The organism is Sorangium sp. So ce406 (assembly GCF_051474675.1).
In the GTDB taxonomy this organism is placed as follows: domain Bacteria; phylum Myxococcota_A; class Polyangia; order Polyangiales; family Polyangiaceae; genus Sorangium; species Sorangium cellulosum_G.
The window spans coordinates 3,262,939-3,277,329 of record NZ_CP150340.1 but is presented as its reverse complement, the minus strand read 5'-3'; the positions used below and the strand labels follow the sequence as shown (position 1 = coordinate 3,277,329).

Here is a 14,391-nt window from a genome sequence, read left to right as displayed (position 1 = left end):
ATGCAGACCCTGAGCGGCGACCACATCGCGGCGTGGATCGAGCGCGCGGCCGACGCGCTGGAGCGCGAGAAGACCTACCTGACCGAGCTCGACGCGGCGATCGGCGACAGCGACCACGGGGTCAACATGGCGCGCGGCTTCACGGCGGTGCGCGCCCGGCTCGACACCCTCGATCGCGGCGACGTCGGCGCGCTGCTGAAGGGCGTCGGGACGATCTTGCTGTCGACCGTCGGCGGGGCGAGCGGGCCGCTCTACGGCACGCTGTTCCGCGACGCGGGGCAGAAGGTGGCCGGCGCCGCGGCGGTCGACCTCGCGGCCCTGACGGGCTGCCTCGAGGCGGGCCTCGAGGGCGTGCGGCGCCGCGGCAAGGCGTCGCCCGGCGAGAAGACGATGGTCGACGCGCTCGTCCCCGCGGTCGACGCGCTCAAGGCGGCCCTGGGCGCGCCGCAGCCCGACGGCGCGGACGACGGCGGCGCGCCGCTCGCGGCGGCGCTCGCCCGCGCCGCGGACGCGGCGAAGGCCGGGGCGGAGGCGACCGTGCCGCTGATCGCCCGCAAGGGCCGGGCGAGCTACCTCGGTGAGCGCAGCGCCGGGCACCAGGACCCCGGCGCCACGTCGTGCTGGCTGTTGCTGCGGAGCCTGGCCGCAACGGCAGGCGCATGAGCGGGGCGGCGGGCCGCGTCGGGCTCGTCCTGGTGTCGCACAGCCGTGCGCTCGCCGAGGCCACCGAGACGCTGGCCCGCCAGATGACGGGCGAGTCCGTCGCCATCGCGTGCGCCGCGGGCGCCGGCGAGGGCGGCGTCGAGCTCGGCACCGACGCGACCGCGATCGCCGCGGCGCTCGAGCGCGTCTGCGGGCCCGCCGGCGCCGTCGTGCTGATGGACCTCGGCAGCGCGATCCTGAGCGCCGAGACGGCGCTCGAGCTCGTCGATCCGGAGCTCGGCGCGCGCACCCGCCTGACCGGCGGGCCGATCGTGGAAGGCGCGGTCGCCGCCGCGGTGCGGGCGGCGGCGGGCGGCACGGTCGATCAGGTCGCCGCGGACGCGCGGCAGGCGCTCGCCGCGAAGATCGCGCAGCTCGGCGAGGGCGAGCCCTCTGCCGCGGCGACGGCGATCGCGGCGGCGGCCACAGCGGGCGCGGCGGCGGCCACAGCGGGCGCAGCGACGGCCGCGACGGCCGAGGTAGCGACCGCCGATCCGAGCGGCCTGCACGCCCGCCCGGCGGCGCACCTCATCGCGCGCGCGGCCGCCTTCGACGCCCGGATCACGCTGGAGAACGTGACCAACGGCCGCGGCCCGGTTCCGACCGCGAGCCTGATCGCGCTCGCCTCGCTCGGGGCGCGCCGCGGCGACGTGCTGCGCGTGCGCGCGACCGGGCGGCAGGCGGCCGAGGCCGTCGAGGCGCTCGTGGCGCTCCTCCAGCGCGAGGCGGAGGCCGCCGCGCCCGCGGCGATCGCCGTGTCGGGCTTCGCCATCCCTGTCGCGCCGGGCGTCGCGCTCGGCCCGCTGGTCCGGCTGGCGCGATCGCTCCCGGACGTCCCCGAGACCACGGTCGACGACATCGCGGCCGAGGTCGAGCGGCTGCGGCGAGCGCTCGAGCTCGCGGCGCAGGACCTCGGCAACGCGCTGCGCGGCAGCGACATCCTCGACGCCCACCAGGCGCTGCTCTGCGATCCGGCGCTCGTCGACGAGGCCCTCTCGCGCATCGAGCGGGAGCGCTGCAACGCCGCGTGGGCCTTCTGTCAGGCGATCGACGCCGCGGCCGCGATCTACCGGCAGCTCGAGGACCCGTACCTCCGGGCGCGCGAGGCGGACGTCCACGACGTGGGCCACGCCGTGGTGCGCGCCCTGCTCGGCGGCGCCGCGGGCACGGTGCCCGACGGGCCGCCGGCGGTCGTCCTCGTCGACGATCTCACGCCGTCGGAGGCCGCGCGGCTCGACGCGGCGCGCGTGCTCGGGGTCATCGACCGGCGGGGCGGCCCGACCTCGCACGCGGCCATCCTGCTGCGCGCCGCCGGCATCCCCGCGGTCGCCGGGGCCGCGGCGCTCGTGCCGGAGGCGGGCGGCGCGCGCGCCGGCCTCGACGGCGCGACCGGCGAGGTGTGGATCGACCCCGATCCCGAGACCGCGCTCGCGATCGAGCGGCGGCGGGCGGTCCTGCGCGCGTCGCGGCGGCCGGCGGCCGCGCGCGACGGCCGCCTGCGCCTCGCGTGCGGCCGCGCGGTCGAGCTCTGGGCGAACGTGGCCGGGCCGTCGGACGCGCGCGCCGCGCGCGACGCGGGCGCCCTCGGTATCGGGCTGCTGCGCACCGAGATGCCGTTCCTGGGCCGGCTCGACGAGCCCGGCGAGGCCGAGCAGGCGGCGCTGCTCGCCGAGACGTTCGCGGTGTTCGCCGGCGCGCCGATCGTGGTCCGCACGCTCGACGCCGGCGGCGACAAGGCGCTGCCGTACCTCGCCCTCGAGGCCGAGACGAACCCCAGCCTCGGCGTGCGCGGCGTCCGCCTGTCCCTCGCGCGGCCGGCGCTGCTCGAGGCGCAGCTCCGCGCGATCCTCGTCGCGGGGCGCGGCCACGACGTGCGCGTCCTCATCCCGATGGTCTCGACCGCCGCCGAGGTGAGCGCGGTGCGCGCCGCGCTCGAGCGCGCGCACCACGCGCTCGCTGCCGCCGGCAGGCCGCACCGCTGGCCCGTGGCCACGGGCATCATGGTCGAGGTGCCGTCGGCGGCGCTGATGGCCGAGCGCCTCGCGCGGCAGGCCGACTTCTTCAGCATCGGCACGAACGACCTCACGCAGCACACGCTCGCGGCCGAGCGCGGCCACGCGCGGCTGCACGCGCTCGCGGATCCGGCGCACCCGGCCGTGCTGCGGCTCGTGCGCGCGGTGGTGGAGGCGGGGCACGCCGCGGGGCGGCCGGTCTCGGTGTGCGGCGAGGCCGCGGGCGATCCCGACGTCGCGCCGCTCCTGGTCGGCCTCGGGGTCACGCAGCTCAGCATGTGCGCCTCGGCGTTCGACGCCGTGGAGGACGCGCTCGCCGGGGCCACGTTCGCGGAGCTCGCGGCCGCCGCCGAGGAGGCGCTCGCGGTCGACGAGGCGTCCGCGGCCCGCGCGACCCGCGCGGCGGCGCGGCGGCCGGGCTGAGGGCCGGGCTACCAGGGCTGCCGGCTGCCTCCCCCAGACCGTTTCCGGTGCCACCGGGGCTGGCCGGCTGCCTCCCGCAGACCGTTTCCGGTGCCACCGGGGCTGGCCGGCTGCCTCCCGCAGACCGTTTCCGGTGCCACCGGGGCTGGCCGGCTGCCTCCCGCAGACCGTTTCCGGTGCCACCGGGGCTGGCCGGCTGCCTCCCGCAGACCGTTTCCGGTGCCACCGGGGCTGGCCGGCTGCCTCCCGCAGACCGTTTCCGGTGCCACCGGGGCTGGCCGGCTGCCCCCGGCAGACCGTTTCCGGTGCCGCCAGGGCTGCGGACCGCCCCCCGTAGACCGTTTCCGGTCCCGCCAGGCTGCCCGGATGTCTGCCCTTCACGGGTTGCGCGCGCCCTCTCCGCGCCGCAGCCGCGGACACGCCGTTCTCTACAGCGCGTCTACCGGCGGCGCGCCGTCGTGCGTGCTGCGCGCCGTGGCGTCCTCCGCCGACTGCGGCGCGCGGACCGGGTGTCCGAGCACGCACGCGCCGTCGCCGGGCAGCTCGGTCGCCTCGTCGCACGCGGCCAGCTCCCAGCCGCGCGCCTGGTCGGCGTCCGACCCGGAGAGGTCGGCGCCCCGGAGGTCCGCCTCGCTCAGATCGGCGCCCTCGAAGGTCGACTCCATCAGCGCCGCGCCCGACAGGTTCGCCCCGCCGAGGCGCGCGTTCCGGAAGCTCGTCTGGGTGAAGTCGGCGCTGGAGAGGTCGAGCCCGGACAGGTCCACGCCATCGAACCGGCGGTGGCCGCTCCGCGCGAGCAGGCGCGCTGCGGCGGACCGGCTCTCGGCGTCGCCCGACGAGAGCGTGGCGCGCAGCCGGAAGACGGCGAGGCGGGACGGGTCGATCCCGTGGACGAGCGTCGCGGCGAGCGCGGCGACCACGAGGCGCGCCCCGAGGGCGCGCGCCGCGCCGCGCTCGGCCCCGAACGGCGGCAGCGCGAAGGTCAGGAGCGCCGCGCCGAGGGCGCCGCCGGCGTGCGCGGCCCAGAGGAGCCCGGGCTGCGGCACCTTCGCCAGCGCGACGGCGGCCGCGAGGACGAGGAGCAGCGCGCCGCCGGCGCCGGCGAGGCGCAGCTCGACCGGCCGCGCGAGCAGGGGCGCCTCCTGCGGCTTGCGCGGGGCGCCGGCCGCGGCCGGGCCGCGGCGGGGCCGCGGCGGCTCGGCCGGATCGGCGGCGCGGCGCGGCGCCACCGCGGCCGCGCCGTGGCGGCGCGACTCGGGCGGCGCGGACATCCGCTGCGATTCGGGCGGCGCGGATATCCGCTGCGATTCGGGCGGCGCGGACATCCGCTGCGACTCGGGCGGCGCGGACATCCGCTGCGATTCGGGCGGCGCGGACATCCGCTGCGATTCGGGCGGCGCGGACATCCGCTGCGATTCGGGCGGCGCGGACATCCGCTGCGAATCCGGCGCCGCCCCCAGCCGCTGCGAATCCGGCGCCGCCCCGACGCGGCGGCTCCTCGCCGCGCTCTCCGGGACCGCCTCGGCGCTGGCGAGCGCCTCGCGCAGCGGCGACGGGAACGCCCCGACGTCGTCGAACGACGCGCCCGCGCCCGCGAGCGCCAGGATCGCCTCCTCGTCCAGGCCCGAGCGCGCGCACGCCGACGCGTCGACGCGCGCGTTCGCGAGCGAGCTCGCCGACGAGAACGCGCGCGGCAGCTTCGCGCCGCGCAGGTCGGCGGCCGTGAGCAGCGCCCCGCCGAGCAGCGCCCCCGAGAGGTCGGCCCAGCGCAGGTCCGCGCCGGTGAGGTCGGCGTTCACGAGCGACGCGGCGTCGAGCCGCGCCCCCGCGAGGTTCGCGCCGCCGAGCTTGGCCCCGTCGAGCCGCGCCCCCGCGAGGTTCGCGCCCTGCAGGTCGGCGCACGGCAGGTGCGCCGCCGCGAGATCCGCGCCCGGGAGCTCGATCGCGGCGCCGTCACCGCCGCGCCGCGACGAGAGGGCGCCGAACAGCTTGTGGAGCGCGGCGTGATCCATGGCGCCCCCTACTCGTCCGGGTCGATGGTGCCGATCGCGCTCGCGAACACCACCTGCCCGTCCTTGAGATAGCCGTCCAGCGCGAACCACGCGTGCGTCCCGTCCCTGTCGAGGTCGCCGCGCGCGTAGGCCGCCCACCTGCGGTCCGGCGGCACGTCCGCCGGCCAGTGGGAGGCGGATACAGGCATCGGCGAGCCGCCGAGTCGATATCGATACTGATACGACTGAGGGTGGGTGACCTCGAATCCGAGGCACTTCCACCCCACGGTCGGACTCCCCGTGTTGTAGTCCATGCCCGGCCTGGGATCGGGCTGGTACTTTATCCCTTGCACCCGATAGAACGCGTTGGGCACGGTGACCGCGTCGCTGCACAGCGGGTGGGCCGCCGCACTACCCGTGTTCGACTGGAGCCTGTCGGCGGACGCGACGACGGCCCTCGAGATGGCGCCGACCGTCTGCTTCGCCTCGGCCGACGTGGCGAGCACCAGGTACTTCGACACACCGTGGGTGGCCAGGGCGGCCAGGATCGTCACGAGCCCGCCCGCGAGCATCACCTCGACGAGCGTGAACCCCCGTGTCCCCCGCCGCCGAGATGCCGAATCGACTTCAGGTAATAAATTCCTTGCCACGGTACATGTATAACCGGACTGTTCGTCGATGAACAGACGGAAACCCAGTGTCGCGGCGGCAGAGGCGCTGTTTGGTCGGGTGCTGTGGGGAGCGCGGTTGTTCGAGCGGCGCGCCTCCCACGTGGGCGATGCGAGAGGCGGCGTGGCGCGGTGGTGAGCGCGCGTGGTGCGCTCGGCGTGACGGTGAGCGCGCGTGTCGCGCTCGGGGCTCAGGCGCGCGGGCCGGACGCCCTGCGCTCAGGCGCGCGGGCCGGACGTCTTCGGCGGCGGGTCTCCCGCGAGGAAGGCCTCCAGCGCGTCGGCGATGCGCTCGCCGGTCTTGCCGTCCCACCCTTCGGGCACGGAGCCCCGCTTGCCGCGGCCGTCGAGGATGGCGTCGACCTCGCGCGCGATGAGCGCCGCGTCGAGCCCAACAACGATGTTGGTGCCCTGGGTCACGGTGACGGGCCGCTCGGTGCCCTGACGCATCGTGAGGCACGGGATCCCGAGCGCGGTCGTCTCCTCCTGGATGCCGCCGGAGTCGGTCGCGACGAGCAGCGCATTGCCCATCACGGTGACGAAGTCGTCGTATCCGAGCGGCTCCATGATCCGGAGCCCCTTCGTCTCGCGCAGGCGCCCCGACAGGCCGAACGCCTCGGCGCGCGCGACCGTGCGCGGGTGGACGGGGAACACCGTCGGCAGGCGCTGCGCGATCGCGGTGAGCGCGTCGAGCGTCTCGGCGAGCCGCTCGGCGCTGTCGACGTTGGCCGGGCGGTGGAGCGTCGCGATCGCGTACTTCTTCGGCTCGAGCCCGAAGCGCGACAGCGCGTCGGTCTGCCGCTTCAGGGCGTAATGGACCGAGTCGATCATCACGTTGCCGACGAACTTGACGCGCTCGGGCGGGATGCCCTCGGCGAGCAGGTTCGGGTGGGCGTCGTGCGAGGGCGTGAGCAGGAGATCGGAGAGCTGGTCGGTGAGGACGCGGTTGATCTCCTCGGGCATCGTCCAGTCGCGCGAGCGCAGCCCGGCCTCCACGTGGACGACGGGGATACCGAGCTTGGACGCCGCGAGCGCGCCGGCGAGCGTGCTCGTGACGTCGCCGACGACAACGACCACCTTGGGCCGGTGCTCCATCAGGTCCGCCTCGGCGCCGACGAGGACGGCCGCCGTCTGCTGGGCGTGCGAGCCGCCGCCCGCCTTGAGCGTGTGATCGGGCGTGGGCAGGCCGAGGTCGCGGAAGAAGACGTCGCTCATCGTCGGGTCGAAGTGCTGGCCCGTGTGCAGGAGCCGCATCGGCAGGCCGCGCGCCTTGAGGGCGCGGCAGATGGGGGCGAGCTTCATGAAGTTCGGGCGCGTCGCGGCGACGAGGTAGATCATCTCGACCCGCGAGCATGCCGTGGTCCGCGCCGCGCTACCAGCGCGTTGTGTCGAGGTCGCTGGCGCGACGCTTTACGCGGGCAGTGCCGTCCTGTACACGCGCCCCGTGCGTCTGACCGTGCTCCTCCACGGCGATCCGAAGGCCACGCAGCAGGCCCGCCTCGGCGCCGCGCTCGCCGCCCGGGGCCACCGGGTCATCCTCTGCGACGCGCCCGGGATCGCGGCCTCGATCCGCGGCGAGTACGGGCAGCGCTGCGAGGAGCTGAGGCTCCTCTCCTCCCTGGTCCCACACGCGCTCCGGCGCCTCTGGGCGCGGCGGCGCGTGCGCGAGCTCGGCGTCGACGTCGTGCACCTGAACTTCCTGCGTCCGTGGCACGACCTCTGGTCGAGGATGCAGGGCGGCCCGCCGATCGTCGCCACCGCGTGGGGCTCCGATATCAACCCCGAGGTGTTCCGGCGATCGCCGTGGACGGTCCGCCGGGTCAACCACGTGCTGTCGCGCGCCTCGGCCGTCACGGCGGACAGCGTGCCCCTGCTGGCGAGGGCGCGGGCGCGCATGGGCGAGCGCTCCCTCGCTGTCCCCTGCGAGATTGTGCTCTGGGGCGTGGATCTCGCGACGTTCGCGCGGCAGAGGGCGCTCGAGGGGGCGGCGCGCTTCCGGCGGGAGCTCGGGATCGAGCCCGGCAAGCGCGTCCTCCTGAGCCCCCGGCAGACGAAGCCGCACTACCACGTCGATCGCATCCTCCGCGCCTTCGCCGCGAGCCGGTGGGCCAGGGAGGGCGTCTTCGTGATCAAGCTGTACGGCCGGCACGACGAGCCCGCGTACGTGCGGAAGCTCAGGTCGATGGTGCGCGAGCTCGGCGTCGGCGCGAGCGTGAGGTTCGCGGAGCCGTGCCCGTACAGCGAGCTCCCTGGCCTCTACGCGATGGCCGACGCCGCGGTCTCGCTGCTCGAGGTCGACGGCGTGCCGTCCACGTTCTGCGAGCTCGCGGCGCTCGAGGTGCCGATCGTCGCGAGCGACCTGCCGGCCTACGAGGGCGTGCTCGATCGCGATCGCGCGCTCCTGGTGCCGCCCGCCGATCACGCGGCGCTCGTCGCGGCGCTCGACCGGCTGATCGACGAGCCCGACCTCGGGCCGCGCCTCGCGGAGCGCGGGCGCGCGTGGGCCGTGGAGCGCGCCGACTGGCAGCGGTGCGTCGACCAGTTCGAGGCGCTCTACCGCGCCGCCATCGTCGCCTCCGCCGCCACCTCGGGCCAGCGCGCGTAGCGGCCAGCTCGCGCGGCGGTCAGCTCGCGCGGCGGTCAGCGCCGCGGCGGCGCTGCGCCGCGCCCGCCGGCGAGGCGCTCGAACAGCGCGACGATCTCGGCGACCTGCGCCTGCCGCGTGAGCTTCCCGATCTCGTCCTCGCGCCGGGCGGGCAGCTCCCCGCGGCGGAAGCGATCGTAGGCGCGCTCGAGCGACAGCGCCCCCAGCTCGACGTCGTCCGCGGGCACCGCCTCCCCTGCCCCCGTCCGCGACAGCACGAGCGCCGCGTCGGTCCCGGGCACCACGAAGGCGATCACCGGCGGGCCGGCGGCGATGTACTCGTAGAGCTTGCCGGGCGTCGAGAGCGGATCGAGCGCGCACAGCACGAGCGCGTCCGCGTCCCGGTAGCGGGCCACGATCTGGTCGTGCGGCACCGGCTTCTCGACCCGGAGGTGCGGCCGGAGGTGCGGGTATTTCCTGGCCTCCCGCTCGGCCCACGCGCCCGCGGCGCTCACGATGGAGAGCTCGAAGCCGGGCAAGGCGCGCCGCGAGAGGAGCCGATCGGCCGCGCGGAACACCGAGGCGAGGTTGTAGTCGCCGTACATGTTGCCCGCGAACATGAGGCGGAAGCGGCCGCCAGGATCCGGCCGGGGCGCGTACGGCGCGGCGAAGTCCTCCGCGTCGAAGCCGTTCCGCACGAGGTGCACCTTGCCCTCCGGCAGGCCGCGCCGCTCGACGAGCAGCGAGCGGAACGGATCCGCCGTGACCAGCACCGCGTCGGCGCCCGCGAAGATGCGCTCCTCGAGCCGCCGATCCACGCGCTGGCGCATCCGGGCGATCGGGCCCTCGCCGCGGTAGAGCGGCAGGAAATTGTTGTCGGTCCACGGGTCCCTGAAATCGGCCACCCAGGGGACGCCGAGCGCGCGCCGCGCGTGGTCCCCGAGGAGGTGGGCCGTGAAGGGCGCCGACGTGCTGAACACGAGATCGAACCGCTCCTCACGGAGGATCGCGGAGAGCCGCCGCCGGGCGAACGGGAGCCAGCCGAGGTAGGCGTCGACCGGCAGGGCGCCGAAGAGCGTCCCGAACCCGACCGCGGCGCGCGTGCGCTCGACGCGGACCCCCTCGGGGACCTTGGAGAGGAGCGACCGATCGACCGCGGTCCTGCCGCGCTGGCCGGACGCGAGCACGACCGGCTCCCAGCCGAGGGAGGGCGCGATCCGGCTGAGGTGAAGGGCGCGCTGCACGCCGGCTCCGCCGTGCGGCGGGTAGAAGTAGCTGATCAGGAGGAAGCGGCGCTGCGGCATGCGGGGGCCGCGCGCGTGATACCACACGGCCCCGCCCCGGTGGCGCTCCTATCGAGGAGAGCCCCGCCCCGGCTCAGTGCCCCGCCGTCGCGCCCGCCACGCGCTGCACGCCGGCGTCCGCCGGCTGGGCCTCCGCCGCCGTGCGCCGCGCCTTCCGGAGGCGCCACCACCGCTCGACGCTCATCACCGGCAGGATCGTCAGCGCCACCAGCGTCGAGTTGATCCACGACCCGAGCGAGAGCGGCGCCGAGCCGAACAGCGTGTGCATGAACGGCGCGTAGACGAAGCAGAGCTGCAAGGCGAGGAGGGCGCCGATCCCCACGTAGATCCAGGGGTTCGAGAAGAGCCCGATCTTCAGCATCGAGTCGCGCAACGACCGGCAGTTGAGCACGTAGAAGATCTGGAACAGCACGACCGTCGTGACCGCCGCGGTCTGGGCCTCGCGGTAGGCGACCTCCGAGACGACGCCGCCGCGCACCTCCGTGAAGTACTCGTACAGGAAGAGCCCGATCGCCCCCGCCGTCATGAGCACCGCGACGATCGCCGTGCGCACGAGCACGAACCGGCTCAGGATCGGCTCGCTCGGGTCCCGCGGCGGGCGGCCCATCACGTCCTTCTCCATCGCCTCGAACGCGAGCGGCAGCGAGAGCGCCACCGTGGCCACCAGGTTGACCCAGAGGATCTGGACGGCCGTGATCGGCATGAGCGGCGCGCCCCCGAGGATGGGGAAGGTCATCACCGCCACGAGCAGGATCAGCGCCTCGCCCAGGTTCGTCGGCAGCACGAAGGCGAGCGCCTTGACCAGGTTGTCGTAGACGCGCCGCCCCTCCTCGACCGCCGCGCGGATGCTCGCGAAGTTGTCGTCGGTCAGCACCACGTCGGCGGACTCCTTCGACACCGCCGTCCCCGTGATCCCCATGGCCACGCCGATGTTCGCCTGCTTCAGCGCCGGCGCGTCGTTCACGCCGTCGCCCGTCATCGCGACGACCCTCCCGTCGGCCTGGAGCGCCCTGACCAGGCGGAGCTTGTGCTCCGGCGCCACGCGCGCGAACACGTTCGTGGACGCCGCCGCCGCGCGCAGCTCCTCGTCCGAGAGCCGCGCGATCTCCGTGCCGTTCATCGCCCGCCCGCCCTCGCGCACGAGCCCGAGCTGCTCGCCGATCGCCCGCGCGGTCGCCAGGTGATCGCCCGTGATCATCTTCACGGTGATCCCGGCGTCATGGCACGCCTTGATCGCGTCGATCGCCTCCGGCCGCGGCGGGTCGATCATCCCCTGGAGGCCGAGGAGCTCGAACCCCTCCGCGAGGTGCGCCTCGTCGAGCGACGCCGCGTCGCGGCCCTGCGTCCGCGACGCCACGGCGAGCAGGCGCATGCCCTGCGCCGCCATCCGCTCCACCTCCGCGATCACCTGGGCGCGCTCCGCGTCGCCGATCGCGGCGCGCCCGAGCACCACCTCGGGCGCCCCCTTCATGAAGATCACCCGCTCGCCGCCGGGCGCCTCGTGGAGCGTCGCCATGAGCTGCAGCTCCGACGAGAACGGGACGGCGTCGATGCGCGGGTACTCCCGCCGCGTCGCCTCGACGTCCACGCCGAGCTTCTGCGCCGCGACGACGAGCGCGCCCTCGGTGGGGTCGCCCTCGATGCCGCACGCGTCGCCGTCGCGCTTCATGCGCGCGTCGTTGCAGAGCAGCCCCGCGCGGAGCAGCGCGCGCACCGGCTCGGGCGCCTCGCCCACCGGCGCGCCGTCGCGGCGGAGCTCGCCGACGGGCGCGTAGCCGACGCCGGTCACCTCGAGCGTCTCCCCGGCGCCGCCCTGCGCGGAGGCCCCGGCCGGGGGCGTCCCCGCGGGCGTCCACAGCGCGCGGACCGTCATCTCGTTGCGCGTCAGCGTGCCGGTCTTGTCGGAGCAGATGACGCCGGTGCTGCCCAGCGTCTCGACCGCAGGCAGCTTCCGGATCACCGCGCGGCGCCGCGCCATGCGCTGCACGCCGATGGCGAGCGAGATGGTGATGATCGCCGGCAGCCCCTCCGGGATCGCGGCGACCGCGAGCGAGATCCCCGCGAGCATCGCGTCGACCGGCGGGTAGCCCCGGAGCAGCGCGACCCCGACGATGACCAGCGCGACCGCCACGATCGCGATGGTCAGCACGCGGCCCACCTTGGCCATCGAGCGGGTGAGCGGCGTCTCGATCTCGGTCGCCTCGTGGAGCATCGATGAGATGCGCCCGAGCTCGGTCGCGCCGCCGGTGGCGAAGACCACGGCCGTGGCCGTGCCGCTGGTCACGAGCGTCCCGCCGAACGCGAGGTCCTTGCGGTCGCCGACGCCGGCGTCCTCCGGGACGGCGTCGACGTGCTTGTCGGAGGGCACCGACTCGCCCGTGAGCGCCGACTCATCCACGCGGAGGTTCTTCACCGAGATCAGCCGCGCGTCCGCGGGGACCTTGTCGCCCGCCTCGAGCACCACCACGTCGCCGGGGACCACGTCGGCCGCCGGGATCACGCTCCGCTGCCCGCCGCGCACGACCGTGGCCGACTGGGGCACCATGCCGGCGAGCGCCTCGATCGCCTTGCCCGCGCGGAGCTCCTGCACGAACCCGATCGCCGTGTTGAGCACCACGACCGCCAGCACCACCGACCCGTCGATGGCCTCGCCCATGATCATCGCGAGGGCCGCCGACGCGAGCAGCACGTAGATGAGCGGGTCGTTGATCTGGCGGAAGAGCAGCTTGAACGCGCTGTCGCCCTTCGCGCGCTGGATCACGTTGGGCCCGACGTCCTTGAGCCTCCGGGCGGCCTCGTCGGCTGTGAGGCCTGTCTCGGCGCTCTCGATCGCGGCGAGCGCCTCCTTGATTGGCAGGCTGTGCCAGGCGGTCCCGGACGTCGATGGGAGGGCGGGTTGCGACATGCAGTGTTCTCCTGTGGAGAGCCGCGCTGTGCGCGCTGCGCGCACCGGCGGTGGCAGCTTCTCACCACGAACTCGGCAGGTGCTTGGCACGTGTCATGCCAGTACGCAGCCGGGGCAGTTCAACACGGCCAGGAGTTCCCGCGCACGATTTGCGCCGGCCCGTTTTGCTACAGTGGGGAGTTTTGCCCCGCCGCCTCGAGCGGGCCTCAGACGCGCGTGTAGGCGAACGTCCCGTCGATGTTGAACAGCCGGGTCGCCTGCACGACCTCGGTCACCGTCACGCCGACGCGCGGCAGGAGCCGCTCCGCGACGCCGCGGCTCAGGAGGTCCTTGCGGAAGTAGCGAAGCTTGCGCGGCGCGACGTACCCCTCGAGCTCCGCGAACGTGAGGCGCTGGTACTCGGGGGTGCCGGGGACGTGGCGCCGCGAGATCACGTCATAGAAGAAGAAGACGCCGCCCGGCTTGAGCTGGGCGAGCGCCTTCTCCATGAGGCGCCGCTTGAGCTCCGCGTTGGTCACCGACGACAGCACGGCGAGCATCATCACCATGTCGAACGGCCCGCCGACGTCGGCCTTCAGGAAGTCTCCCGCCATGAAGCGGATGCCGGCGAAGCGCGATCGCGCGACGGCGGTGCGCTGGGCGATGAGATCGATGCCGGTGAGGCGCGAGGGGTCCGCGCCGAGCTCGACCAGCCACGCCAGGTTGGAGCCCGCCCCGCAGCCCACGTCGAGCACCGACATCTCGCGCAGCGCCTCGGGCGTGCGCACGCCGCACGCGACGAGCGCCTCGCGCATGCGGCGCTGCCGCTGGCGCGCGACGAGGTACGGATACCCGTTGAGCAGGCTCGCCCAGGGGTTCGCCGGCAGGAAGCGCTCGGTGTAGTACCGGTTGATCGCCTCGAGGTCCTGCTCGAAGCCGCCCTCGCCCTCGGCCATCAACCTGCCTCCCCTCGGCGCCGGTAGAGCGCGATGATCCAGTAGGGCTGCGCTCGCGCGCCCGAGGCCAGCCGCCACGCCACGGTCGCCCCGTCGAGCGCGAGGCGACCGACGCGCTGCGCGAGCCGGACCCGCGGCGCAGCGAGGTCGACCTCGCCGCAGCCGGGGCAGGAGACGCGTACGCCCCGCGGGAGGAACCAGCACCCGAGCCCGCGCTGGCGCAGCCGCTCGATCCGCTCGCTCGTGGCCTGCTCCGGAGGGCCGCCGAGCTCGGTCGCGATCCGCTCGAAGCGCGGGAAGAGGCGGTCGAGCGACGCGGCGTCGAACGACTGCAGGTGGCCGTAGATGTTGAACTCCAGCCCGCAGCGCGGGCACCGCGCGAACCTGTGGCGGAGGTTCTCCCGGAAGGGCACCGAGATGAACAGGTACCGCGCGGCGATCCGATCGAGCTCGCGCGCCGCGGCGGCGAGCACCGGATCGGGCAGGTGCTCGAGCATCTCGCTCGAGAAGGCGAGGTCCACGGCCCCGTCCGGCAGCGGCAAGGCGTCCGCGCTCGCCTGCAGGGTGCGAACGCGGAGCCTCGCGAGGGCCACGGGGCTGCGGTCGATGGCCAGAACGTCGTAGTGCTCGGCGAGGCGGTGCGTGAGGTAGCCGTCGCCGCAGCCCACGTCGGCCACCGTGCGCACCCCCGGCGGCATCATGCGCAGGAGCAGGTCGCCCTTCGCGACGATCGCCGGATCGGCCGCCGTCTCGGTGTGCTGCCAGAGCCGATCGTAGAAGATCTCGCTGTCTTTCGCCTGCTCCGCGCCGCTCATCGCGGGTCGCATGCCACGACGACCGGCTCGCAGGAAGGGCTTCTGCCTGGTT

Annotated in this window: 10 protein-coding genes; 3 read left to right on the top strand and 7 right to left on the bottom strand. The window is 75.0% G+C overall.

Annotated features, from left to right (window positions below; genetic code table 11):
* Both dhaL and ptsP read left to right on the top strand, forming a co-directional pair.
* A complete protein-coding gene (dhaL, locus tag WME96_RS12305; RefSeq protein ID WP_437290333.1) occupies nt 1-663 on the top strand; it encodes a dihydroxyacetone kinase subunit DhaL in 663 nt (220 codons plus the stop codon).
* Complete coding sequence (gene ptsP / locus WME96_RS12300) at nt 618-3,137, top strand: phosphoenolpyruvate--protein phosphotransferase (protein ID WP_437290332.1); 2,520 nt, start codon at nt 618-620, stop codon at nt 3,135-3,137. Before dhaL ends, ptsP begins: the two co-directional genes overlap by 46 nt.
* A 428-nt stretch (nt 3,138-3,565) precedes the next feature.
* Here ptsP and WME96_RS12295 read toward each other — a convergent pair whose 3' ends face one another.
* The 3 genes from WME96_RS12295 to wecB all read right to left on the bottom strand — a co-directional run bounded on the left by WME96_RS12295 (nt 3,566) and on the right by wecB (nt 7,134).
* A complete protein-coding gene (locus WME96_RS12295) occupies nt 3,566-5,149 on the bottom strand; it encodes a pentapeptide repeat-containing protein (RefSeq protein ID WP_437290331.1) in 1,584 nt (527 codons plus the stop codon).
* A gap of 8 nt (nt 5,150-5,157) precedes the next feature.
* Nucleotides 5,158-5,700 carry a Type II secretory pathway pseudopilin gene (locus WME96_RS12290; protein WP_437292308.1) on the bottom strand — a complete coding sequence of 181 codons (543 nt, stop codon included), beginning with the start codon at nt 5,698-5,700 and terminating at the stop codon, nt 5,158-5,160.
* Nucleotides 5,701-6,015: 315 nt separating this feature from the next.
* Complete coding sequence (gene wecB / locus WME96_RS12285) at nt 6,016-7,134, bottom strand: non-hydrolyzing UDP-N-acetylglucosamine 2-epimerase (RefSeq protein ID WP_437290330.1); 1,119 nt, start codon at nt 7,132-7,134, stop codon at nt 6,016-6,018.
* A 106-nt stretch (nt 7,135-7,240) separates the two neighbouring features.
* Between wecB and WME96_RS12280 the strand changes: the two genes are divergently transcribed.
* Nucleotides 7,241-8,401, top strand: a complete 1,161-nt coding sequence (locus tag WME96_RS12280) for a glycosyltransferase family 4 protein (protein WP_437290329.1) — start codon at nt 7,241-7,243, stop codon at nt 8,399-8,401.
* 35 nt (nt 8,402-8,436) lie between these two features.
* Here WME96_RS12280 and WME96_RS12275 read toward each other — a convergent pair whose 3' ends face one another.
* From WME96_RS12275 to WME96_RS12260, 4 genes are all read right to left on the bottom strand, one after another.
* Entirely contained in the window at nt 8,437-9,684 is a 1,248-nt protein-coding gene (locus WME96_RS12275; RefSeq protein WP_437290328.1) for a glycosyltransferase family 4 protein, read from the bottom strand.
* A 73-nt stretch (nt 9,685-9,757) separates the two neighbouring features.
* Nucleotides 9,758-12,589, bottom strand: a complete 2,832-nt coding sequence (locus tag WME96_RS12270; protein ID WP_437290327.1) for a cation-translocating P-type ATPase — start codon at nt 12,587-12,589, stop codon at nt 9,758-9,760.
* Between the two features lie 206 nt (nt 12,590-12,795).
* Nucleotides 12,796-13,524 carry a class I SAM-dependent methyltransferase gene (locus WME96_RS12265; protein ID WP_437290326.1) on the bottom strand — a complete coding sequence of 243 codons (729 nt, stop codon included), beginning with the start codon at nt 13,522-13,524 and terminating at the stop codon, nt 12,796-12,798.
* Nucleotides 13,524-14,339 carry a class I SAM-dependent methyltransferase gene (locus WME96_RS12260; protein WP_437290325.1) on the bottom strand — a complete coding sequence of 272 codons (816 nt, stop codon included), beginning with the start codon at nt 14,337-14,339 and terminating at the stop codon, nt 13,524-13,526. Before WME96_RS12260 ends, WME96_RS12265 begins: the two co-directional genes overlap by 1 nt.
* Nucleotides 14,340-14,391: the final 52 nt, after the last annotated feature.